Source organism: Pannonibacter sp. CBAS1226, assembly GCF_055685825.1.
In genome coordinates this window covers 560,002-584,146 of sequence record NZ_JBVOUO010000002.1, presented here as the reverse complement: position 1 = coordinate 584,146, position 24,145 = coordinate 560,002, and the positions used below count along the sequence as shown (strand labels likewise).

At 64.1% G+C, this 24,145-nt stretch carries 15 protein-coding genes; 5 read left to right on the top strand and 10 right to left on the bottom strand.

Annotation, left to right across the window (positions count from 1 at the left end):
- Positions 1–10 precede the first annotated feature (10 nt).
- The 3 genes from AC0CMF_RS09700 to AC0CMF_RS09690 are packed head-to-tail and all read left to right on the top strand — an operon-like array spanning position 11 to position 3,446.
- A complete protein-coding gene (locus tag AC0CMF_RS09700; RefSeq protein WP_374628685.1) occupies positions 11–961 on the top strand; it encodes an ABC transporter permease in 951 nt (316 codons plus the stop codon).
- Positions 958–1,776: an ABC transporter permease gene (locus AC0CMF_RS09695; protein ID WP_050471156.1), complete on the top strand. Its 819-nt coding sequence runs from the start codon at positions 958–960 to the stop codon at positions 1,774–1,776. Before AC0CMF_RS09700 ends, AC0CMF_RS09695 begins: the two co-directional genes overlap by 4 nt.
- Entirely contained in the window at positions 1,773–3,446 is a 1,674-nt protein-coding gene (locus tag AC0CMF_RS09690) for an ABC transporter ATP-binding protein (RefSeq protein ID WP_374628683.1), read from the top strand. The genes AC0CMF_RS09695 and AC0CMF_RS09690 overlap by 4 nt, the downstream gene beginning before the upstream one ends.
- Here AC0CMF_RS09690 and AC0CMF_RS09685 read toward each other — a convergent pair.
- The 7 genes from AC0CMF_RS09685 to AC0CMF_RS09655 form a co-directional block, all read right to left on the bottom strand.
- Positions 3,430–4,023 (bottom strand): class I SAM-dependent methyltransferase, encoded by a 594-nt coding sequence (locus tag AC0CMF_RS09685; RefSeq protein ID WP_374628681.1) that lies wholly within the window; start codon positions 4,021–4,023, stop codon positions 3,430–3,432. The two genes, AC0CMF_RS09690 and AC0CMF_RS09685, sit on opposite strands and share 17 nt — an antisense overlap.
- A 90-nt stretch (positions 4,024–4,113) precedes the next feature.
- The gene (locus AC0CMF_RS09680; RefSeq protein WP_374628680.1) at positions 4,114–5,277 is read right to left on the bottom strand and encodes an ABC transporter permease; all 1,164 of its coding nucleotides are present in this window, start codon (positions 5,275–5,277) and stop codon (positions 4,114–4,116) included.
- Positions 5,274–6,299, bottom strand: a complete 1,026-nt coding sequence (locus AC0CMF_RS09675; RefSeq protein ID WP_050471152.1) for an ABC transporter permease — start codon at positions 6,297–6,299, stop codon at positions 5,274–5,276. The genes AC0CMF_RS09680 and AC0CMF_RS09675 overlap by 4 nt, the downstream gene beginning before the upstream one ends.
- 78 nt (positions 6,300–6,377) lie before the next feature.
- A complete protein-coding gene (locus tag AC0CMF_RS09670; RefSeq protein WP_374628678.1) occupies positions 6,378–8,294 on the bottom strand; it encodes an ABC transporter substrate-binding protein in 1,917 nt (638 codons plus the stop codon).
- A complete protein-coding gene (locus AC0CMF_RS09665; protein WP_374628677.1) occupies positions 8,291–10,180 on the bottom strand; it encodes an ABC transporter ATP-binding protein in 1,890 nt (629 codons plus the stop codon). The genes AC0CMF_RS09670 and AC0CMF_RS09665 overlap by 4 nt, the downstream gene beginning before the upstream one ends.
- A gap of 210 nt (positions 10,181–10,390) precedes the next feature.
- Positions 10,391–12,265: an adenylate/guanylate cyclase domain-containing protein gene (locus tag AC0CMF_RS09660; protein WP_208991384.1), complete on the bottom strand. Its 1,875-nt coding sequence runs from the start codon at positions 12,263–12,265 to the stop codon at positions 10,391–10,393.
- 98 nt (positions 12,266–12,363) lie between these two features.
- Positions 12,364–13,542, bottom strand: coding sequence for a CaiB/BaiF CoA transferase family protein (locus AC0CMF_RS09655; RefSeq protein ID WP_374628676.1), 1,179 nt, complete (start codon positions 13,540–13,542; stop codon positions 12,364–12,366).
- A 187-nt stretch (positions 13,543–13,729) separates the two neighbouring features.
- Between AC0CMF_RS09655 and pepN the strand changes: the two genes are divergently transcribed.
- Entirely contained in the window at positions 13,730–16,363 is a 2,634-nt protein-coding gene (gene pepN / locus AC0CMF_RS09650) for an aminopeptidase N (RefSeq protein ID WP_374628675.1), read from the top strand.
- A 207-nt stretch (positions 16,364–16,570) separates the two neighbouring features.
- Positions 16,571–18,883, top strand: coding sequence for an ATP-binding protein (locus AC0CMF_RS09645; protein ID WP_244274418.1), 2,313 nt, complete (start codon positions 16,571–16,573; stop codon positions 18,881–18,883).
- 92 nt (positions 18,884–18,975) lie between these two features.
- Here AC0CMF_RS09645 and AC0CMF_RS09640 read toward each other — a convergent pair whose 3' ends face one another.
- The 3 genes from AC0CMF_RS09640 to AC0CMF_RS09630 are packed head-to-tail and all read right to left on the bottom strand — an operon-like array spanning position 18,976 to position 24,053.
- On the bottom strand, positions 18,976–21,957 hold the full coding sequence (locus AC0CMF_RS09640) for a bifunctional [glutamine synthetase] adenylyltransferase/[glutamine synthetase]-adenylyl-L-tyrosine phosphorylase (protein ID WP_058900339.1): 2,982 nt from the start codon (positions 21,955–21,957) through the stop codon (positions 18,976–18,978).
- On the bottom strand, positions 21,920–23,383 hold the full coding sequence (locus tag AC0CMF_RS09635; RefSeq protein ID WP_050471144.1) for a sensor histidine kinase: 1,464 nt from the start codon (positions 23,381–23,383) through the stop codon (positions 21,920–21,922). Before AC0CMF_RS09635 ends, AC0CMF_RS09640 begins: the two co-directional genes overlap by 38 nt.
- Complete coding sequence (locus AC0CMF_RS09630) at positions 23,367–24,053, bottom strand: winged helix-turn-helix domain-containing protein (protein ID WP_019962717.1); 687 nt, start codon at positions 24,051–24,053, stop codon at positions 23,367–23,369. Before AC0CMF_RS09630 ends, AC0CMF_RS09635 begins: the two co-directional genes overlap by 17 nt.
- Positions 24,054–24,145 lie beyond the last annotated feature (92 nt).

Below are 24,145 nucleotides of genomic sequence, written 5' to 3'. Positions count from 1 at the left end.
GGATGGCCGCATGACCGGCTTCCTGCTGCGCCGGTTCGTGAGCCTGTGCCTGACGCTGCTGGCGGCGGCGCTGGCGGTGTTCCTGATCCTGGAAGTCATCCCCGGCGACACGGCCCAGCTGATGCTGGGCGTGGAGGCGCGGCCCGACACGCTGGAGGCCCTGCGCAACCAGATGGGGCTCGACCGCCCGGCGGCGGAACGGTTTCTGCTCTGGATCGCAGGCCTTCTGCAAGGAGATCTGGGTGTCAGCTACACCTACTCGGTGCCGGTGCGCGATCTGGTGGCTGCCCGGCTGCCCGTCACCTTGCCGCTGGCCCTCATCGCGCTGCTCCTGAGCATTGTCATCGCCATCCCCGCAGGCGTCTGGGCAGCGAGCCGCAGGGGCCGGGCGGCGGATACCGGCATCATGGCGCTGACGCAGGTGGGCGTGGCCGTGCCGAATTTCTGGTTCGCCATGCTCATGGTCTATGTCTTTGCCGTCAGCCTGCGGCTGCTTCCCTCCGGCGGTTTTCCGGGCTGGGACAAGGGCGTTGGCGCTGCGCTGGCCGCACTGATCATGCCGGCTGTGGCGCTCGCCCTGCCGCAGGCGTCGATCCTTGCCCGCATCATGCGCTCGGCGCTGGTCGACACCCTGCATGAGGATTATATCCGCACCGCCCGCGCCAAGGGACTGACGGAACGTGCAGCGCTCTGGGGTCATGCGCTGCGCAACGCGATGATCCCGGTCCTGACCATTCTCGGATTGCAGCTATCGTTTCTGGTGACGGGCACGATCATCATCGAAAACGTCTTCTATCTGCCGGGGCTCGGGCGGCTGATCTTCCAGGCCATCACCCAGCGCGACCTGATCGTCGTCAAAAGCGTCGTGGTGCTGATGGTCGGCTTCGTCATCTTCGTGACCTTCCTCGTGGATGCAGCCTATGCGCTGGCGGATCCGCGGCTGCGGCGGAGGGCGGCGTGAGCAGACGGCATCTTTCCTTCGCACTCGGCCTTGCGCTGACGCTGCTGTTCCTCGGCGCGGCCCTGCTGTCGCTGGTGTGGACGCCGCATGACATTGCCACCTTCAAGGTGTCCGCCAAGCTGCAGGGCCCCAGCCTTACCTATTGGCTGGGCACGGACCACTATGGCCGGGATGTGCTCTCCATGCTCATGGTGGGCGCGCGCACCTCGATTGCCGTGGCGCTGGTGGCGGTGGGCATCGGCATGGCGATCGGCATTCCGCTGGGGCTGTGGGCCGCGAACCGGCGGGGCCTGATGGACGAGGCGATCATGCGCTTCAACGATCTGGTGTTCGCCTTTCCCGCCCTGCTGTCCGCCGTGCTGATCACGGCGCTGGCCGGTCCCGGCGCCTTCAATGCGGTTCTTGCCATCGGCCTGTTCAACATTCCCGTCTTTGCCCGCGTGGCACGCGGCGCGGCGCTGGCCCTCTCCTCGCGCGAATATCTGATGGCGGCGCGGGTGGCGGGAAAGGGCGAGGTGCGGGTGACGGTGGAACATGTGCTGCCGAACATCGCCAACCTGCTGATCGTGCAGGCGACCATCCAGTTCTCTCTCGGCATCCTTGCCGAAGCGTCTCTGTCCTACATCGGCCTCGGCGCCCAGCCGCCGCTGACGAGCTGGGGGCGGATGCTGAACGAGGCGCAGACGATGATGGCCTTTGCGCCGCAACTGGCGCTTTACCCCGGCCTTGCCATCGTACTTACGGTGATGGGGCTCAACCTGCTGGGGGATGGCCTGCGCGACCTGACCGACCCGAAACTGCGGGGGCGCCCATGAGCGCGCCGCTGCTGACCGTCAACAACCTGTCGCTGGACATTGGCTCCCGGCCAATCATCCGCGATCTCAGTCTTGAGATCCGTGCGGGCGAAGTGCTGGGGCTGGTGGGGGAAAGCGGATCGGGCAAGTCGCTGACAGCGCTCTCGATCCTGCGTCTGCTGCCGCACCGGGCAAGGCTCTCCGGCTCCATCCGGCTGGATGGGGAGGAACTGACGAACAAGAGCGAGGCCGCCATGTGCGCCTTGCGCGGCAATCTCGTCTCCATGGTGTTTCAGGAGCCAATGACGGCGCTGAACCCGGTGAAAACCATCGGTGCGCAGGTGGCGGAGAGCCTCGTCGTGCATGGCAAGGCGAGCCGCGCGGAGGCAGCGCGGGAGGCAACCCTGCTGCTGGACCGGGTGGGCCTCACGCGCGCCCGTGTCTCGCCGGACCGGTTTCCGCATGAACTGTCAGGCGGGCAGCGCCAGCGCGTGGTCATTGCCATGGCCATCGCCTGCCGCCCGAAGCTGCTGATTGCCGATGAGCCGACAACGGCCCTCGATGTAACCGTTCAGGCGCAGATCCTCGATCTGCTGAAGGAAATTGTCGAGCGGGAGAAGGTTGCACTGCTGCTGATCAGCCATGACCTAGCCGTGGTGGCCGACATGGCCGCCCGTATCGCCATCATGAAAGACGGGGAACTGGTGGAGGAAGGCCCCACCAGCCAGCTGTTGCGCGGTTTCAATGCCCCCTACTCCCGCCGCCTGCTGGCGGCCTCCAGCCATATGCCGAAGCGCATTGCGGCCAGCCCAGCGGCAGCCGGCCGCAAGCAGACAGCGGCCACGCCGCTGCTGAGGGTGGACCGGCTGACAGTTGACTATCCCGTCCCCGGCGCAGGGTTTCTCTCGCGCCTGACCGGACGCGGAGGACGGCTCAGGGCGGTCGATGGTGTCAGCCTGGAAGTTGCGGAAGGGGAAAGCGTCGGGCTGGTGGGCGAATCCGGCTGCGGCAAGTCCACATTGGCGCGGACCATTCTCGGCCTGCAGAAACCGTCCGGCGGCACGATCCTGATTGACGGGAAGGCGCCGCACGAGGTGCGCGGCGAGGCCATGCGGGCGCTGCGGCGCAAGGTGCAGGTGGTGTTTCAGGACCCCTATGGCAGCTTCGATCCGCGCCAGACGGTGGAACAGGCGATTGCCGAGCCGCTGCATCTTTATCCGGAGCTGAAGCCTGCGCAGAAGCGGCGGCGGGTGGTGGATGCGCTGGTGTCCGTTGGCCTCACTCCAGAGGACAGGAAGAAATACCCGCATGAGTTTTCCGGCGGGCAGCGCCAGCGCATCGGCATCGCCCGGGCTCTGGTGACGGAACCGAAGCTGATCATCGCAGATGAGCCCGTGTCAGCGCTGGATGTATCGATCCGGGCGCAGGTGCTCGATCTTTTCGCCAGCCTGCAGGACCGGCTGGGCCTGAGCTATCTCTTCATCTCGCACGACCTGACGGTGGTGCGCGCAATCACCGACCGGGTGGTGGTGATGAACGGGGGCGTGGCTGTCGAGGAGGGGAAGACCGCAGCCGTGCTGACCGAGCCATCCCATCCCTATACGAAACTGCTGGTGGCCTCCGCCCCGGATCTCGACGCCATCCTGCAGCGGCGGGAGGCGGAAGAATCCGGGCTCAGCGCACCGGCTTGATCAGACGCAGACGCCAGGTGACGCCCTTCTTGTCCGAGACCAGCCGGTAGTCATCCAGCACCTGCCAGCGGCTGGCATCATCCGTCGCTTCCCAGAGGCGGGCGATGAGCTTGTTTGCACCGGACTCCGGCCGCTTCGGGGAATACATCGACAGGGCAATCACCCCGTCCTCCGCCAGGAAGGGCACGTAGCGGGAAACGACGGCTGCCGGATCATCGGCGAAATGCAGCACCTCGTTGAAGACAACGGCGCTGTAGTGTTCGCCTTCATTGGGCGCGAAGCTGTGCATGTCGCCCGCCCGCAGCGAGGCGATGGACGGGTCCACATTGGCGATTTCCAGCGCACGCGGGGCCAGGTCCACGCCGGTGTAGTGCTTGAGCCCGAGCGGGGCGAGGCGCTCATAGAGAAGGCCCTCGCCGCAGCCGATATCCAGCACCCGGTCAAAGGCCTTGTTCAGCAGCAGCCACATGCCGATGATGCCGTAACGCCCGCTTTCTGGAAGATCACGCAGGAAGGCCCAGCGGCCGGCCTCGTATTCCTCGTCCCAGCCTTCGGCGGTGGTGGCATTCTTCGACATGTCAAAACTCCTGTGCCAGGGCGCCGGCATGCAGTTGCGTCATGCCCTGTATTCTCCTGAAGCGCCGGAAGCGCTCATTCTCGCATGGCTTCACTTATAGGGGTCGGCTGCGTCGCGCAAACCATCTCCCAGGAAATTGAACGCAAGGACGACAATGATGATCGGGATGATCGGCGCCATCAGCCAGGGATAGACCGTCACCACCGAGATGTTCTGCGCCTCATTGAGCAGCACGCCCCAGGAGACGGCCGGACGGCGCAGGCCCAGATTGAGGAAGGACAGCGCGGTTTCACCCAGGATCATGCCCGGAATGGACAGGGTGGCCGAGGCGATGATGTGGCTGGTGAAACCGGGCAGCAGATGCTTGCGGATGACGCGGGACGGCTTTGCGCCCATCAGCAGTGCCGCCTGTGCATATTCCTCCTCGCGCAGGGACAGGAGCTTGGAGCGCACCGCACGGGCAAGGCCCGGCCAGTCGAGCAGGCCCAGAATGATGGTGATGCCGAAATAGATCCAGACCGGATTCCACGTCACCGGCAGGGCAGCGGAGAGCGCCATCCACAGCGGCAGTTCCGGCAGGGAGCGCATGATCTCGATGAGGCGTTGGATGGCGCTGTCGATGAACCCGCCGAAATAGCCGGCAATGCCGCCGAAGAACAGCCCAAGCACGATGGAGATGGCAACGCCAACGAGGCCGACGGTCAGCGACAGCCTTGCGCCATAGACGAGACCGGAGAACTGGTCGCGGCCGAGACGGTCCGTGCCCAGCGGGAAGAATGTCCCGTCAGACGGCGCACACACGAGGCGGAAGCTGGCGTCGAACAGCCCCCAGAACTGATAGGTGCTGCCACGGCAGAAGAAGCGCAGATGCTTCGGTGTGCTGCGGTCTTCCGTATAGACCCAGCGCAGGTTCTCCATGTCGACCTCGGCCTTGAGGTCATAGACGAAGGGCGTGGTCAGGCGGCCCTCATGGAAGAAGCGCACGACCTGCGGCGGCGCATAGAGATGCTGGGAATCGCGCTCCGACGGCTTGTAGGGCGCAATCACCTCGGCGAAGGGCACGCAGAGATAGAACAGCAGCAGAATGACGCCGGACCACAGGGCGAGTTTGTGGCGGCGGAACTTCCACCACATGATCTGCCACTGGGAGGCCTGGAAATAGCGTTCCTGCTCCGGGGTCAGGGCCTTGGTTTCGCGCGGGTTGAAGGGGACATCGTCAACGAAATGCCCCTCGTCACGATCGGTTGCACTCATGCCCCGGCCCTCCCGCCCAGACGGATGCGCGGATCAAGGACCGCCAGAAGAAGATCGGACACCAGCATGCCCAGCAGGGTCAGCATGGCAACGAAGAGCAGGATGAAGCCGGCCAGGAACTGATCCTGCGACTGCAGCGCCGACAGAAGCACCGGCCCGACGGTGGGCAGATTGAGCACCACGGAGACGATGACCGAGCCGGAGACAAGCGAAGGGATCAGGTTGCCAATGTCGGAGATGAAGGGGTTCAGCGCCATGCGCAGCGGATATTTCACCAGCGCCTTGCCCTCGCTGAGACCCTTGGCGCGGGCGGTGGTGACATATTGCTTGTGCAGTTCGTCCAGCAGGTTGGCCCTGAGGCGGCGGATCATCGCGGCCGTGCCGGAGGTGCCGATGACGATGGTCGGCACGATCAGATGCGCCATGACGGACATGGCCTTGTCCATGCTCCACGGCTGGCCGATGTACTGCGGGTCCATCAGGCCGCCGATCGACAGGCCGAACCATTGATTGAAGAAATAGAGCAGGATCAGGCCCAGCAGGAAGTTCGGGGTCGCAAGGCCGAGATACCCCAGCAGGGTGAAGCCGTAATCCCCCCAGGAATATTGCCGTGTTGCCGAGTAGATGCCGATGGGGAAGGACACGACATAGACGAAGAGGATGGTGGCGGCATTCAGGATCAAGGTCAGCGGCAGGGTCGGCCCCACCACTTCGGAGACCGGCTTTTCAAACTCGAAGGACCAGCCCCAGTTGCCCTGGAGCAGGCCGTCAAAGCCGTGGGGACCGGACCAGGCACCGATCCAGATGAGATAGCGCTCGAAGAACGGCCGGTCCATGGCAAATTCGGCGCGCAGGAACTCCAGCTTGGCAATGGAGGACGCCTCGCCGGTGGAGCGCAGCATGGCGATCTGGTTGGAGATGTAATCACCCGCCGGCAGCTCGATGATGAAGAAGATCAGCAGGCTGATCACAAAGAGCGTCGGGATCATCGTCAGGACCCGGCGCAGGATGTAGACAAACATCAGAGCCCCTCTCTCTGCCCGGCGCGGATGGCGCACACCTGCTCAAACAACAGGACAGTCATTCTCTCTCACGCCCCCTCAACGCTGACCGGACAGCCAGAATTCGTCCATGCGGTGAAGCCCGAACTGGGAACCGGGGTCCCAGCCGTAGATGGCTTCCTCCGGCACGTTTTCGACACCCTTGACCACCACCGGCTGGCGCACCTGCGAGACGAGGCCGATGCGGATGGTCTCGTCTGCGTGGATCTGGAGAATCTGGTGCCAGATCTGTTCGCGCTGTTCCGGCGAGATGGAGGTGAGCCAGGCGTCGTAAAGCTGCATCAGCTTGATGGCAGGCTCCCAGTCAGGCTTTTCACCGCTCTTGCCGCCGGTCTCGTAGAAATCCCCCCAGGAGGGCCAGGACAGCCAGTCGACACGGGAGGGCACAAGCTCGGTGGGCGGCATTTCCGATGTCGGGATGCCATTGTCGAGGCCCGACCAGACCGCCATGACGAGATCGCCGGAAATGGCCCTGTCACGCATGGTGTCGCGCTGGCTTGGCTTCACGAACAGCTTCACGCCGATATCGCGCCAGGTCTCGCCCACCAGCTCCAGCGCATCAGATTCCGTCTGGCTCTCGCCGGAGGTCTCCACGATGATTTCCAGCGGGCGGCCATCGGGCAGCAGGCGGATGCCATCGCCGCGCCGCTTGGTCAGGCCCATCTCGTCCAGCAGGGCATTGGCCTTGTCCGGATCGAAGTCCGCCCAGCGGGTGCGGTAGTCTTCCCTGTAGAGCGGGCTGATGTCGATGACCGTGTCATTGCCCGGCACGGCAAGGCCGAAATAGAGCACCCGGTTGATCATTTCCCGGTCGATGCCCAGAGACAGGGCATGGCGGAAGCGGGTGTCGCGCAGAAGAGTGCGCCAGACCGGGTCTTTCACCGTCAGGTTCGGCAGGATGGCAATCTCCGCGCCCTTGGAAATCGGCCAGAGCAGCGTCTTGTAGCCCTGGTTCTTCTCGCCCTTCTTCAGCACCGTGATATCGGCGAAGGACAGGTTGCGGGCCTGAAGATTGACGTCGCCCGCCTGGGTCTTGGCCGGGATCAGCTTGCCGTCGGCCACGGTCATGATCACCCGGTCGACATAGGGCAGCTGCTGGCCGGTGCTGTCCACCCGGTGATAGAAGGGATTGCGCACCAGAACGAACCGCTGGTCACTTTCCCCCGTGATCCGGACCCAGGGCTGCAGCGAGGGCAGATCCGGGTTGCCCGCATTGTACATGTCATCCAGCTTGTTATGCAGCGCCGCCCAGGAGCGTGCTTTCTGTGCCTGCGCCGCCCGTTCGATGATGGCCGGATCGCCATACTGGGCATGATACTGCTTCAGGTAATGCGCCGGGCGGTAGATGAACGGCGGGCGGGACAACGCCAGTTCCGGCAGGAACAGTGGATTGGGGCTGTCCCAGCTGTAGCGGACGGTCGTCTCGTCCAGAACCTCGAACACCGGCCCCTTGCCGCCCGCCAGCAGGAAGGGCGGCAGGCCGGCCGGTGTCAGCTCCGGATTGGTGATCACATCCTCGAAGAAGTAGCGGAAATCCTCGGAGGTGAAGGGCTGGCCGTTGGACCACTTGTGCCCCTTGCGCAGATGCAGCGTGAAGATGCGCCCGTCCACCACCTCGACATCCTTGAGAATATCGGGAACAAGCTCCAGATCCGCATTGTAACCGACAAGCCGGGCATAGCCCCAGACGTTGATCAGGCGCACATCACGGGCCCGGCCGATGAGGGTGTTGATATCACCGCCCGGCACGCCGGTCTTGCGGCCCTTGGCCTCCATATCCACGATCAGCGGCTCTTGCGGCACGCGCTCGCTGACCGGCGGCGGATTGATGAAGCCAAGCTGCTCAAGGCCAGCCGTTTCCTTCAGCACCAGCGCGGATGCCGGAGACAGAAGCGCGGCGGCGACAAGGCAGGCTGCGGCCAGCCGCCGGCCTGCTGCCAGAATATGCCCGCTCATGCTGCGGTCTCCTTCAGGGGGCCGCCTGCGGCAAGGCCCGGGGCGCAAACCAGATGTTCGGGCGCCACCTCAACAAGTGTGGGCGCCATGCCTGCGCCAAGACGGTATGGCGCCGGCCAGGCGGATGGGTCCGAGGCCCGCTGCGCGCCGAGAGCGGCAAAATCCAGCGGACAGTTCAGATCCGGTTCCGGCACGGCGGCCAGCAGAGCGCGCGTATAGGGATGCTGCGGATTGGATATGACGTCCCTCGTCCGGCCCAGCTCGACCAGCCGCCCGCGGCACATCACGGCGATGCGGTCGGCGATGTAGTCAACGACCGCGAGATTGTGGCTGACGAAGAGATAGGTGAGGCCGAGATCGGCCTTGAGATCCTGCAGCAGGTTGAGCACCTGAGCCTGCACGGACACATCAAGCGCGGAGGTTGGCTCGTCGCAGAGAATGAACTCGGGTCCGAGTGCCAGGGCGCGGGCGATGCCGATGCGCTGGCGCTGGCCACCGGAGAAGGAATGGGGATAGCGGCGCAGATAGCGCGGATCGAGGCCGACAAGCTGGATCAGCTCACGCACCCGCTCGGCCTGTTCCTTCGGCGTGCCGACCTTGTGGATCTGCAAGGGCTCGCTGAGGATCTCGTTCACCGTCATGCGGGGATTGAGCGAGGAGAACGGGTCCTGGAAGATGAACTGGGCCCGGCGGCGATAGTCCAGAAGTTCGGCGCCAGAAAGTTCCGCCACATTGGCCGGTGTCTTGCCGCCGTGATAGATGATCGAGCCGTCAGATACCGGAATGGCCCGCAGGATCGCCTTGGCAAGGGTGGTCTTGCCGGAGCCGGACTCGCCGACGATGCCCAGACACTCGCCCTTGCGGACCGTCAGGTTGATATCGTCGAGCGCCTTCACCGTGCGCGGCTTGCCCGAAAAGAGGCTGCCCTTGCGTGTGGTGAAATCCTTGGAAACGCCCTTGATCTCGATCAGGGGCTTGCCGGCCGGCAGATCAGAGGCCGCACATGCGGTTCTGCGGATGCCGGATGTATCCACCTTGATCGGGCGGATCGGCTCCAGCCGCTCGGCCTTGTCCATGTGGAAGCGCGGCACGGCATGAAGCAGCGCCTTGAGATAGGGGTGGCCCGGCGCGGAAAACAGCTGGCTGGCCGTACCCTTTTCCATGATGCGCCCATGATAGATCACCACCACCTCGTCCGCCATGTTGGCGACAACGCCGAAGTCATGGGTGATCATCAGCACGGACATCTGCAGCTCGGACTGCACTTCCTTGATGAGCTTGAGGATTTCGGCCTGGATCGTCACATCGAGGGCCGTTGTCGGCTCATCGGCGATCAGCAGCGCCGGGCGGCAGATCAGGGCCATGGCAATCATGGCGCGCTGGCGCAGGCCGCCGGACAGCTCGAAGGGGTAGTTGTCGAGCGCGCGGGCCGGGTCCGGGAAATGCACGAGACGCAGCATCTCGCGCGTCAGCTCCCGCGCCTCGCCCGCCCCGCAATTGCGGTGCAGCCGCGCCGCCTCGCCGATCTGGTCGCCGATGGTGTGCAGCGGCGAAAGCGAGGTCATCGGCTCCTGGAAGATGATGGCCACCCGGTTGCCGCGCAGGTGCCGCATCTGCGGGCCCTTGCGGTCGAGCGCTGCAATATTCACCGGCGGGGTCTTGCCGGTGGGATCGCTCAACACCACTTCACCGGACGAAACGTGGGCCGATGCGGGCAGCAGGCCCATGATCGTTTGGGATACGACAGTCTTGCCGGAACCGGACTCGCCCACCAGGGCAACTGTCTTGTTCTGGGGAATGGCGAAAGAAATTCCGTCGACGGCGCGCGAGACGCCTTCGTCCGTATGGAAATCAACGGTCAGGCCGTTGATCGAGAGTACATTCACTCTGGTGTCCCTCCCCCAAGAGACAGTTGCTGCACACGAAGGCCGCCTGCCGCATGGCATGCTCTCCCCCGTAATACCTGTGTTCATAACGGTATAGGGAAGTCATGCCGCTTCCGTGACGGCCATCACATGTTCAGCCTATCCGCACAGAATACCCGGCGGCAAGAGACAGGCGTTGATGATCCGGAGAAATGCAGTGCTGACGGGACCTTATTCCGCAGCGGAGGCGTCTTCGGCGGGCATGGCAGACAGGACCTTGCCATGCACATCGAGCCTCCACACCTCGATGTCGCCGCTGCGCCCGCGCAGCTGCTGCTGCCCGACCCGCTTCACACACGCGTCCTGCGGGAGCTGACAGACCGTCTCGCCACTGACGAGGATGATGACATCCTCCTCACCGGCAAACTCACGCCCCAGAGACTGCAGCCGCTCGCAGACATTCACGGCATCGCCCACGATCGTGTAGTTCCACCGGTCCAGCGCCCCGACATTGCCAACCACGACCGGCCCGGAATGCAGACCGACGCGCACACGGACGGGCGTAAGCCCCTGTTCGCGCCGCTGCCGGTTCTGGACCATGATTGCATGGCCGATCTTCTGCGCGGTGCGGGCGGCCGCGAGGGCGTGGTCGGCCCGTGCATCGGGGGCGCCCCAGAAGGCCATCATGCCATCACCGATGAACTTGTCGACCGTGCCGCCCTCCTCCTCCACGGCCGCAACCAGAATGGCAAAATGCTCATTCAGCATCGCCGCCGTTTCCGAGGCTGTCAGGCTCTCGGACAGGGAGGTGAAGCCCATGATGTCGGTGAAGAGGATGCTCAGTTCCGCCTCACGGGCAAGGGCTGCCTGGTCAAGACCAATCCGCATCAGCTTGCGGAACAGGGAACGGGGCACATAGGTGTTCATGGCCTTGAGGCCGATGACCATGGCATTGAAGGCCAGCGCCACCTGATCGACCTCCTTGACGCGGCTCCTCGGCAGGGGCGTCACCTCATCCAGGGCGAGACGGCCCACATGTTCGGACTGGGCCGCCAGAAGCCGCAAAGGCCGGGCGACGCGGCGGCCAAGCCAGACCGCGATCAGGACGCCGATGACGATGGCCGCCACTCCCACAAGCGCGGAACCGGAAACGCGCTGGATCTCACGCGAGACGGATGTGGCGCGGAAATACTGCCCGATGATCCAGGGTTCCGGACTGTAGCCGGAAACCGGCACCCGCATCAGAATGAACTCCTGAGCAGCTGCGTTGATGCCGATCACTTCGATACCCAGATCCGCGGCACGCTGGAAGGTCGCGTAACGCTGCCCCGTGGCGATACCTGAGAGAACCGGATCGCCGAAATCTTCAAGGCTGGCGGGAGGCGCAGTGGCCGGGGCCGTGCCGGTGATCAGCAGATGCTGGTCGGAATGCACCAGGACGTCGCCGCCGGAGGTGAGCACGAACGTTGTCGTGTCCGGCCCTTCATCCAAAGCCCTCACGGCTTCGCCGATGCTGGCAAGCGACGTTGCCGCCGTCAGATAGGCGACAGTCTGGCCATCACGCAGCAGAGGAACCGTCACATTGGCGTAGACGCCGGTGGGATGCGTGACCAGCGGGCCCCAGACCGGGCGGGACGAGGGCTCCAGCCGCGGCAAACTGTCCGGCGCGCGGCCCGGAACGTCGGCTGCTTCCTTGAACGGCCAGAGCTTGCCATTGTCAGCCTTGAAAATGCCAAAGCTGTTGCCGCGCAGATCCCGGATCAGGATCACGGAGAGACGGCCGTTGGCAGCCGCAGCGGCGCTCAGGTCAGCCAGCGTCTGCTCGCTTGCCTCCGGCTTCATCATGCCTTCGTCAAAGAGCCGTTTGAGCGCGACGGCAGCATCCTCGACCTGGTCAAGATGGCCGCGAACCTGCCGCTCCATGCTCTGGATCGTCAGGATTGCCTTGTCGTTGAGCAGGGAGAACGTGTTCTCGAAATTGGCCTTCACGGACATAAAGAGCACCAGCGCCATGCCTGAGGCTATCAAAAGCCCGAAGCTGAAGCTCACGATGCGGGTCAGGGCAAAGTTGCGCCGCCTGCCGCCGAAAATCCGGAAGATATTCAATTCCGCATCGTCCTCCAAAAAGCTGCAGCACCTGCCCCGCTCTCAGGTGCCCTTACATCCTTGTCCCGCTTTGCCGGGCAATGCAAACGTGAAGGCGCCTATTCACCCTTCTCCCAGCCGATTTCGGCAAGCACCGACGCTGTATGCTCGCCAAGGCCCGGAGCAGCCGTTTTAAGGGACAGCTCCGCATTGCGGAAGCGGATGGGCGTGCGCACCGAAGGCACAGAACCGGCGGCAACATGGGTTGCCGGAAGGTCCACCTTGAGCTGGCGGTGCAGAACCTGAGGGTCCTCGAAGACATCGGCGACCGTGTTGATCGGACCGGCGGGCACGCCTGCCGTCTCAAGCGCTGCCAGAAGATCATCCCGCGTGAAGCGGGCCGTGAGATCCGCCAGCTGCGGCACCAGCACATCGCGCCCGGCCACACGGCCCGCGTTGGTGGCATAGGCCGGATCTGTGGCAAACTGCGGGCAGCCGAGGATTGCACACAGGCGCTGGAACTGGCCGTCGTTGCCGCAGGCGATGATCAGGTGCCCGTCGCTGGAGGGGAACACCTGATAGGGCACGATGTTTGGATGGGCATTGCCCAGGCGGCGCGGCGCCTTGCCGGAAATGAAGTAATTCTCCGCCTGATTGGCCAGCACCGCCACCTGCGTGTCCAGAAGCGCCATGTCCACATGCTCGCCCTCACCGGTCATGTCGCGGCGGCGGAGCGCTGCCAGAATGCCGATGACGCCGTAGACGCCGGTGAAGATGTCGGCAATGGCAACGCCAACCTTCTGCGGTTCGCCGTCCCGGTCTCCCGTGAGATCCATGAGCCCGCCGGTGCCCTGGATCATGAAGTCATAGCCGGCCCGGTGGGCATAGGGCCCATCCTGACCGAAGCCGGTGATGGAGCAATAGATCAGCCTCGGGTTGACCGCTTTCAGGCTGTCATAGTCCAGCCCGTATTTCACGAGGCCGCCGACCTTGAAATTCTCGATGAGAATGTCCGCATCCTGCGCAAGACGGCGCACCAGCGCCTGCCCGTCCGCCGTGGTGAAATCCGCTGTGATGGAGCGCTTGCCGCGGTTGCAGGCATGGTAATAGGCCGCGTCAGACGGCTCGCCATCCGCGCCGGTCAGGAAGGGAGGGCCCCATGTGCGGGTGTCGTCCCCGGCCGGGCTTTCCACCTTGATCACATCCGCGCCGAGGTCTGCCAGCGTCTGCCCGGCCCAGGGGCCTGCCAGAATACGCGCAAGTTCCAGTACCTTGAGACCTTCGAGCGGTGCGCCCACGATGGAATCTCCTCATCAACGATTGCCGGACCCTGCGTAGCGCCTTGGGCGCACGGGTGCAATCACCACAATCCGCGGCCTGACGGATGCAAACAAGCTGCCAGCAGGGACTTCGCTTTTTCACGGGGTTGCAAGCAGCCGCCGGGTCTGTTTGAACAGGCATCCAGCCAGCCTTCAGGAGTGCCCCATGTCATCGCAGGAAAACGCCATCATACGCCTCGAAGACTACCGGGCGCCCGCCTTCCAGATTCCGCGCATTTCTCTTGATGTGCATCTGGCGCCGCATGACACGCGCATAACAGCCACACTGGAGATCGAGCCTTCCAGCCAGAATCGCAGCGCCCTCATTCTGGACGGTGATGGCCTCGCGCTGCTGGAGGTGCATCTGAATGGCGAACGTCTGGACAAGGACAGCTACGAGGCTTCGCCCAGCCGCTTTGAACTGAAGCAGACGCCGCAAGCGCCCTTCACCCTCACATTCGTGACCTGCCTCAACCCGGAGGCCAACAGCACGCTGATGGGGCTCTACCGGTCGTCGGGCACCTACTGCACCCAGTGTGAGGCCGAAGGCTTCCGCCGTATCACCTATTTCCTCGACCGGCCGGATGTGCTGAGCATCTACACCACCCGGATCGAAGCCAATGAGGCCGAGGCGCCGGTTCTGCTGGGCAACGGCAACCCGGTGGAGCACGGGCGGATCGAAGGCACCGGCCGTCACTATGCGGTGTGGCATGACCCGCACCCCAAGCCCGCCTATCTGTTTGCGCTGGTCGCGGGCAAACTCGCCCGGCTCACGGAGACCTTCACCACCCGCTCGGGCCGCGCGGTGGAACTCGGCATCTATGTTGAGCCCGGCAAGGAGCACATGTGCGGCTGGGCCATGGACAGCCTGCGCCGTTCCATGATCTGGGACGAGGAGGTTTTCGGCCTCGAATATGACCTTGATGTCTTCAACATCGTTGCCGTCTCGGATTTCAACATGGGCGCGATGGAGAACAAGGGCCTCAACATCTTCAACGACAAATACGTTCTGGCCGATGAGGAAACGGCGACCGACCAGGACTATGCCCACGTGGAAGCCGTGATCGCACACGAGTACTTCCACAACTGGACCGGCAACCGCATCACCTGCCGCGACTGGTTCCAGCTGTGCCTCAAGGAAGGGCTGACCGTCTTCCGCGATCAGGAATTCAGCTCGGACATGCGCTCGCGCCCGGTGAAGCGCATCGCCGATGTGCGGCTGCTGCGCTCGCATCAGTTTCCGGAGGATGCCGGCCCCCTCGCCCACCCTGTGCGGCCGCGCGCCTACAAGGAAATCAACAACTTCTACACGGCGACGGTCTATGAAAAGGGCGCCGAGATCATCCGCATGCTCAAGACCCTGCTGGGGGCTGAGGCGTTCCGCAAGGGATTTGACCTCTATGTGGAACGGCATGACGGGACGGCGGCAACAATCGAGGAATTCATCGCCTGCTTCGCCGAGGCTTCAGGCCGGGATCTGACGCAATTTGCCCGCTGGTACGACCATCCCGGCACGCCGCGCCTGCAGGCAGACGTTCATCATGATGCGGCAGCCGGGCGCCTGACCCTGACCTTCACGCAGGAACTCTCCAAGGCGGCGCAGGATGCCGGGTGCAATGCCTTCGAAATTCCGGTCAGCTTCGGCCTCATCGGACCCGATGGCAGGGATCTGGCGCTTGAGCGCGGGGATGGCGACCCGGAAGGCGTGCTGGTTCTGACGGAACAGCGGCAGAGCTTCACCTTTGAAGGCATCTTCGACAAGCCCCTGCCCTCGCTGCTGCGCGGCTTCTCCGCGCCGGTGAAGCTGGAGGCGGGGCTGACACCGGCCGATCTGCTGATGATGCTGCGCAAGGACAGCGATCCCTTCAACCGCTGGCAGGCCGGGCAGGATCTGGCAACGCGCGAACTGATGCGGCTTTACGAGGAGGCCCGCAGGGGCGGAACGCTCGCCTGCGACATGGCTCTGGTGAATGCGCTGGGAGACGTTCTGGGCAACGAGGATCTGGACCATGCCTTCCGGGCGCAGATCCTGGCCCTGCCGGGCGAGGCAGACCTTGCCCGTGACATCGGCAGCAACGTGGACACCGACGCGATCCTTGCTGCACGCAAGACCTTGCGCCAGGCCATCGGCCGTCAGCATGGGGCACTTCTTGCGGATATGGTGATCAGGCTGGATGACAGCGGGCCCTTCCGCCCGGATGCAGCCAGCGCCGGGCAGCGCGCCCTGAAAGGCCTGTGCCTGAGCTATGCCGCAGCTTCCGGGCTGCCGGAGACGCCGGAACTTGTGGCCCGTGCCGTGCGCAGCGCAGGCAACATGACCGACCGTCTGGCGGCCCTGACGGCCGCCGTTCACGAAGGGCTGCCGGTGGCCGAAGAGGCGCTGCTCAGTTTCGAGGCGCGGCATGGGGGCCATGCGCTGGCAATGGACAAATGGTTCACCGTGCAGGCCACGCGGCCGCATCCTTCCGCGCTGACCACCACCGACAGCCTCACCCACCATGCGGCCTTCGACTGGTTCAACCCCAACCGGGTGCGCGCGCTGATCGGCGCCTTTGCCACCGGAAACCAGTCGCAATTTGCAAGGGCGGATGGGGCCGGATTCATCTTTGCCGCCGAGGCAATCAAGCGGCTGGACCCGAAGAACCCGCAGGTGGCCGCAAGGCTTCTGACGGTGTTCCGCTCGTGGAAGGCTTATGAGCCGGGCCGCGCGGCGCTTGCCGAAGCGGCGCTGAAGTCCATTGCAGCGCAGCCGGATCTGTCGCGTGATTGCAGCGACATCGTGGAACGCTGCCTCGCCTGAGCGGCAGAAAAACCGCACCGGAAGAGGTTAACGCCAGAGGTTTTGCCAAGCCTCTGGCGTTAACCATTTTTTTCATTTTGCATCTGGACAAACCATTAAAGCTGGATTCAAATGCAATTGATTCGGACGTAACCAATTACCGGATCAGCGAAATTCACCACAATCGGGACCTTGCCGATGGCGCGGGCTTTTGCCGGCAGCGCGTCCATGCGACGCCTTGCCCAAATCACTGGCTCTAACAAGGCCACGAACTCTCTGACCGGGCACATCCGGCTTCTGGCTCAGCCGACCTATCAGCGGCTGCTGCGGACCGAACCCCTGTTCCGCCGCCTGATCCCGGCACTTTGCCTCGTCTTTATCGCCAGCCTTGCGCTTTACCGCGTGCTCGAGCTGACATTCGCCTATCAGGAGACCGAGCAGCAGGCGCGCGACAAGATCGCGCTGATCGCCTCGGTTCTGTCGTCGCGGCTCGTCAGCGAGGAAAGCGCCATGCCGGAAGTGGGCTACCGGACCGCGCTGCAGCGCGTGCTGGCCGACGCCCTGCCCGCAGGCGCCACCAGCGAAGGCCGCCAGATCCTGCTGACCGATCCGGAAGGCCAGATCGTTGCCTCCTCCCCGATGCGTCCCGAGCTGGAAGGCACGATGATTGCCGACCTGTTCGGCCCCTCGCAGCCGCTGACGGTGTTTGGTGCTCGCGCCGGTGTGCTCACGATCAACAAGGGTAGCGACGAGGCCGCTCTGGCCACCGTGCATCATCTGGCCGGACGGCTGGGCATGGTTGCCGTGATGCAGCCCGAACATCAGCTTTTCGCCGGATGGCGCTCGGATGTATCAACCAACGTCACCCTCTTCGTCGGCACATCGACGGTTCTGCTGGTGATGATCTACGGTTTCTTCGCGCAGGCGACCCGCGCCGAGCAGGCTGATGAGATCTACGCCGCCACCCGCAGCCGCATCGACACGGCCCTGACCCATGGCCGCTGTGGCCTGTTCGACTGGGACCTGTCGCGCGGACGCATCTTCTGGTCTGCCTCGCTCTACCATCTGCTCGGTCGTGAGCCGAAGGACGACATCCTTGGCTTTGCCGAGATTTCCGACCTGACGCACCCGGAAGACATCAACCTCTACGCTCTGGCCGAAAGCCTGCTGGCGGATGGCGAGACGACGGTGGACCGCATGTTCCGCATGCGCCATGCCAACGGCTCCTGGGTGTGGCTGCGGGCCCGCGGTGAAGTCCAGACCGAGCCGGGCCGCCATGAGCCGCATCTGATCGGCATCTGCATCGACGTGACCGAGCAGCATCAGCTTGCCGAGCAGGGGCGCACCGCCGACCTGCGCCTGCGCGACGCCATCGAGACGATCTCCGAAGCCTTCGTGCTGTGGAACTCGGACAACGAACTGGTGATCTGCAACTCGAACTACCAGTCGCTGCATAATCTGCCCGACACGGTGGTGCGCCCCGGCACGCCCTACACAACCGTCATGGAAGCGGCGCGCAACTCGCACATCAAGACCGTGCCCTCCCTGCCCTCCACGCTGATCCCGGGCAGCAACACCGCCTATGAAGCGCAGCTGGATGACGGCCGCTGGCTGCAGATCTCCGAACGGCGCACCAAGGACGGCGGCTTCGTGTCGGTGGGTACGGACATCACCCCGCTGAAGCGGCAGGAAGAGCGGCTGATGGAGAGCGAGCGGCGCCTGATGGCCACCGTTTCGGACCTGCGCAAGTCGCGCCAGACACTGGAAATGCAGGCGCAGCAGCTGGTGGAACTGGCCGACAAATACGCCCAGGAAAAGACCAACGCGGAGAACGCCAACCGCGCCAAGTCCGAGTTCCTGGCCAATATCTCGCATGAACTGCGCACGCCGCTGAACGCCATCATCGGTTTCTCCGACATCATGGACAAGGCCATGTTCGGCCCCATCGGCTCGGAGCGCTATGCAGAATACTGCCGCGACATCTACGAAAGCGGCACCTACCTGCTCAACGTGATCAACGACATCCTCGACATGTCGAAGATCGAAGCCGGCCGCATGGACATGAGCATGACGCCCTTCGACGCCCAGTCGGTGATCGAGGAAGCCGTGCGCATCATCCGCGCCCCGGCACAGGAGAAGGACATCGAGGTCACCTGTGAAGTCGAGGACGGGCTTGACATCACCGCCGACCGCCGTGCCTTCAAGCAGGTGCTGCTGAACCTCCTGTCCAACGGCATCAAGTTCACGCCGGACCACGGCGAGGTGCGCCTCAAGGCCACGACTGCGGACGGATTTGCCCGGATCGAAGTCACGGACACAGGCATCGGCATCCGCAAGTCGGACGTGGAACGGCTCGCCAAGCCTTTCGTCCAGGTGGAGAACCAGTTCACCAAGACGCACAAGGGCTCGGGCCTCGGCCTCGCCATCGCCCGGTCTCTGATCGAAATGCAGGGCGGCGCCATGATGATCGACTCCGTTCCGGGCCAGGGCACCACCGTCTCCTTCACACTTCCCCTGACGCAAGACGCCGTGGCGGCGTGAGGCCAGGAACAGTTTCCTGAAACAAAAAAATCCCGGGATGCGCCGTAGCGCATCCCGGGATTTTTTCTTCTTCGTTCAAGAAAGAGAGGATATCAGTCCGGATTGACCGGGCCGACCAGCCTTTCGAAGATGCTGCGGACATTGGCCTGTGTCTCGGCCAGCTCCACCTCAAGGCGGGCGAGATCAGGTGCTGCCGCTGCGTTGAGCAGCAGCGCGAGCACGCCGCCCGGCGCCTCGACCGGCTGGAACTTGCCCGTCAGCGTCATGCGCAGGATTTGGGTCAGGCGGTGATAGAGCCGCAACGCCTGCAAGAGCCCGCCCGCGTCATCCGCATTCAGCAGCCCGAGTTCCAGCGCCCGGCCAAGGGCAATCTCCGTGTTCTGGGCCAGAACCTCAGGATGCGCGTGGCCATGCACCAGCTGCAGATACTGGGCGACGAACTCGATATCGACGAGCCCGCCTGCGACCTGTTTCAGATCCCAGATATCCTTGGTGCCCTTCTCCTTCTCGATACGCCCGCGCATGGATGCCACGTCAGCGGCAATCTTCTGCGCCTCGCGCGGCCGGCAGAGGATTTCCTGCAGGAAGGCGGAGACCTTGGCGGAGAAGGCTTCCGACGAGCTGGTCAGCACACGCGCCCGGGTCAGGGCCATATGCTCCCAGGTCCAGGCCTCGTTGCGCTGATAGGTTTCAAAGGCGGTGATGCTGGTGGCCAGCGGACCGGCATTGCCGGAGGGGCGCAGGCGGAAATCCACCTCGTAGAGGCTGCCTTCCGCCGTCGGGGCGGACAGGGCCGTCACAAGCCGCTGGGTCAGGCGGATGTAGTACTGGCTGACCGGCAGCGGCCTCGCGCCATCAGAGCCGGCGGCATCTTCCGGCACTTCATAGAGCAGGATGAGATCCAGATCGGAGCTGGCCGTCATCTCTTCGCCGCCGAGCTTGCCCATGGACAGAAGCGCAAACTCTCCGCCCGGCACGTGGCCATGGGACGCAGCCACATGGTCCACCACCCGTGCCAGAATGCGGTCCAGCACCACTTCGGCAAGCCGGGCCAGAGCATGGCCGACCTGATCGGCCGACAGGGTGTCCGACAGCAGCCGCAGGCCGATCAGGAACTGCTGCTCCTGCGCAAAGATGCGCGCCCTGTCCAGCGCCTCTTCATAGTAGCGGGCGAGGGCAAGTGTCTGATCAAGACCAGCGCGGAACTCTTCGCGGCTCGGCATGGCACCGAAGAAAGCCGGATCGAGCACCGCATCCAGCACATGCACCCGGCGCGCCACCGTTTCGGCCAGACGCGGGGCGGAGCCCATGACCGTTGCCATCAGATGCAGAAGCTGGGGGTTGGAGCGCAGCAGCGAGAAAAGCTGCACGCCCGCCGGCAGACGGGCCAGAAACGCGTCGAAGGCGCGCAGTGCCGCGTCCGCATTGTCGCTGCGGGCAAGCGCCGAAATCAGTGCCGGATGCAGCTCGGTCAGCCGCTCGCGCGCCTTGGTCGAGCGCATGGCCGGATAACGGCCGAAATGCCAGGCCTTGATGATCTTCGCCGCATCCGAAGGCTGGCGGTAGCCGAGACGGGAGAGGGTTTCCAGCGTGTCCGGGTCATCGTCGTCGCCGGTGAAGACAAGATTGCCCATGTCCGACGCCAGTTCCGGCTCATCCTCGAACAGACCGGCATAATGCCTCTGCACGGTCTGCAACTGCTTCAGCAACTCGGCCTCAAAAGACGGCAGGTCATCGAAACCGGCGAGGAAAGCCACGCGCTGCAGGCCTTCGCCCAACTGCGGCAGCAGGTGGGTCTGCTCGTCATTGAGCATCTGGATGCGATGCTCGACCTTGCGCAGGAAGCGGTAGGCCTCTTTCAGGTCGTCGCGGGTGTCCGGCTTGATCCAGTTGAACGCGACCAGCCGGTCGAGCATGTCGAGCGTGCGGCGCCCGCGCAGTTCGGGATTGCGCCCGCCTGCGATCAGCTGCTGCGTCTGGACGAAAAACTCGACCTCGCGGATGCCGCCCCGGCCCAGCTTCACATTGTGCCCGGCAACGGCGATCTTGCCGTGCCCCTTGTGCATGTGGATCTGGCGCTTGATGGAATGCACGTCGGCAATGGCGGCAAAGTCCAGATACTTGCGCCAGATGAAGGGCACGATCTCGTGCAGGAAGGCTTCGCCCGCCGGAATGTCACCGGCGCATGGCCGCGCCTTGATCAGCGCCGCACGCTCCCAGTTCTGCCCCAGCGCTTCGTAATAGGCGAGAGCCGCCGGCACAGAGATGGCCACTGGCGTTGCACCGGGATCCGGCCGGAGCCGCAGATCGGTGCGGAAGACATAGCCGTCCGCCGTGCGCTCCTGCATGATCTTCACCAGCCGCTTGGTCAGGCGCACGAACTCCACCGGGGCCTCGGCATTGGCGGAAAGCGGAGCGATCTCTGGATCATAGAAGACAATCAGATCGATATCGCTGGAGTAGTTCAGCTCGAAGGCACCGTGCTTGCCCATGGCAAGAACGATGAGGCCGGAGCCCTTTTCCGGCTCGTCTAAGTCCAGCGGCGAAAACTTGCCGCGCGCGGCAAGCTCCCGCAGGCACAGACGGATAGCGGCGGTGAGGCTGGCATCGGCAAGTTCGGCCAGCGCGCGCGTCACATCATCAAGGTCAATCGCCCCGCCAATGTCGGCAAGGGCAACGGCAAGGGCCAGATCCTGCTTGAGCTGGCGCAACTCGCGCATCAGCCCGGCCTCATCAGCAGGCCGCGCCTCCCGGGCAGCATGGATCGTGCCGGAGATCAGGCCTTCCAGATCCTCCCCCAGCACCCGCTGCAAACGCTGCGGGCGCACCATGGCGAGCTCGCGCAGATAAGGGGCATTGGCAAAGACACCGGCGAGAAACGCACCAAGCTGAGGATCCTGGCCGAGCCATGCCGCAAGATCCGAGGTGCTTGCATCCTCCGCTGCCCGGATCAGCAGATCGGAGAGAACGCTCTCTGCCCTTTCGGGAGACTGTGGCCGCGGAATGACCTTGATGCGATGGCGCAGCGGCCCCTTTTCAGCTCCGGCTTCCCGCTTCCCTGCTTCTGTCGTCACGTCTTGCGCCTCCCGGCATGTCCACTTGAGCTGCCGGAAGATCAATCCTCGCAACCAGCCCCGGCCCGGCATCCCCCAGTGCAAGGGAGCCGCCATGCAGCCGGGCAATCGCCTTCACAAGGCTCAGGCCCAGCCCGTATCCCGGCTCGGTCCGGCTCTCCTCCAGCCGGACAAAACGGTCCAGAACACGCCCGCGATCCTTTTCTTCAATGCCCCGCCCGTTGTCAGCGACGCTTATGGCGATCCGGTCATGCTCCTGTTCGAGCTTTAAGGTGATCGCGAGCGGCTGTCCATCCTCGGGCTGGCCGTATTTCAGAGCATTCTCAATGAGGTTGACCAGAGCCTGGGCGACAAGCTCGCGGTTGGCCAGAGCCCGGAATTCTCCCTCCCCCACGACGGTGAGGCTTCCGCCGTCATCCTCGACGACGGGCTGATAAAGATCCGCCACTTCAAGCGCCACCTGCTTCAGATCGACCTGTTCATGCCCGGCTTCCGGCGACATGGATTCAACACGGGCAATCCGCAGCAAGGCATCGAAGATCCGCAGAAGGCCATCGCAGTCTTCAAGCGTTTCTTCCATGGCCTGCCGGTAGTCCGTCCCGGTTCCGCCATCGCGCAGCGCCGCCTCGATACGGGTGCGCATGCGGGTGAGCGGCGTCTTGAGATCGTGGGCAATGTTATCGGTCACATCGCGCAAGCCCTGCATGAGTTGCTCGATCCGCTCCAGCATGCCGTTGAGGCTGAGGGCCAGACGGTCGAACTCATCGCCGTTTCCGGCAACGGGCAGGCGGCGGGACAGATTGCCTTCCATGATCTGGTTGCTGGTCGCAGCCATGGCGTCGATGCGGCGCAGCACATAGCGCGAGACGAAGAGCCAGGACACGCCCGCCATGGCCAGAACCACCAGCAGCCACACCCGCATGGCCCCGGCCAGCACTTCCTTGAAGCGCTGCTGCTCCCCAAGATCACGCCCGACCAGCAGACGGAAGCCGCCGGGGATTTCGAAGGTCCGGACAACGGCCTGCCGCTCGCTTTCCCGGTTGACCTCGCCATCGGCCTCGCGGCGGAAATAGGTCACCCGGCGCACGCCGCCGTCAGCCTCCTCCAGCACGGTCGTCGGAAGACGGGAGATGTTCCCGGCAAGCGCATTGCCAGCAAAATCGATGAGAAGATAGATGCTGGCGTCAGGCCGGCGCGCCCGCGCGTCAATGGCCGTGACCAGCGCCCGGACGCCGCCGCGCGCGAACTGGTCGGCAAGGCCTTCGATTTCCGCATCAACGGTCTGCACCACCTGACCGGTGATCAGCGTGTTGGTGTTGCTGGAAATGGAGAAGAGCAGAAACCCGGACAGCGCGGTGAACACAGCCAGATAGAGCAGCGACAGCTTGAAAGCCGTCGTGCGGATGAGCCTAGCCAGCGCTGTCACGGATCGTGTATCCCGCACCACGGACAGTGTGAAGCAGCGGCACGTCAAAATCCTTGTCGATCTTGGACCGCAGCCGGGACACATGCACGTCAATCACGTTGGTCTGGGGGTCGAAGTGATATTCCCAGACATTCTCCAGCAGCATGGTGCGCGTCACCACCTGACCGGCGTGCTGCATCAGATACTCAAGCAGGCGGAACTCGCGCGGCTGCAGTGGAATGTCCTTGCCGCTGCGGGTGCAGCGGTGGGCAAGGCGGTCCAGCTCAAGATCCGCAACCCGGTAGGTCGTCTCGCTGTCACCACCGGCCTTGGGCCGGCGCCCCAGCGCCTCGACACGGGCCAGCAGCTCGGTGAAGGCGAAAGGCTTGGGCAGATAATCATCGCCCCCTGCCCTGAGGCCCGTCACCCGGTCATCGACCTGGCCGAGCGCCGAGAGGATCAGCACGGGCGTGTGGTCGCCGCTCTTGCGCAGGGACTGGATGATCGCAAGACCATCCAGGCGCGGCAGCATGCGGTCGACGATCAGCACGTCATAGCGGCTGTCCTGCGCCATCTGCAGCCCTTCCTCGCCATCGGCGGCAAGATCTGCAGAGTGGCCGACCTCGCGCAGCCCCTTGGCAACATAGGCGGCGGCTTGCTTGTCGTCTTCGATGATGAGAATTTTCAGCATGCCAATCTTTTACCTGAGCTTTTGCCCGGAAAGAACCGGAAAGAAGTGTCCGCAGCAACCCTCTTGCGGGTGCTGCGGACACTTGGCCTGAC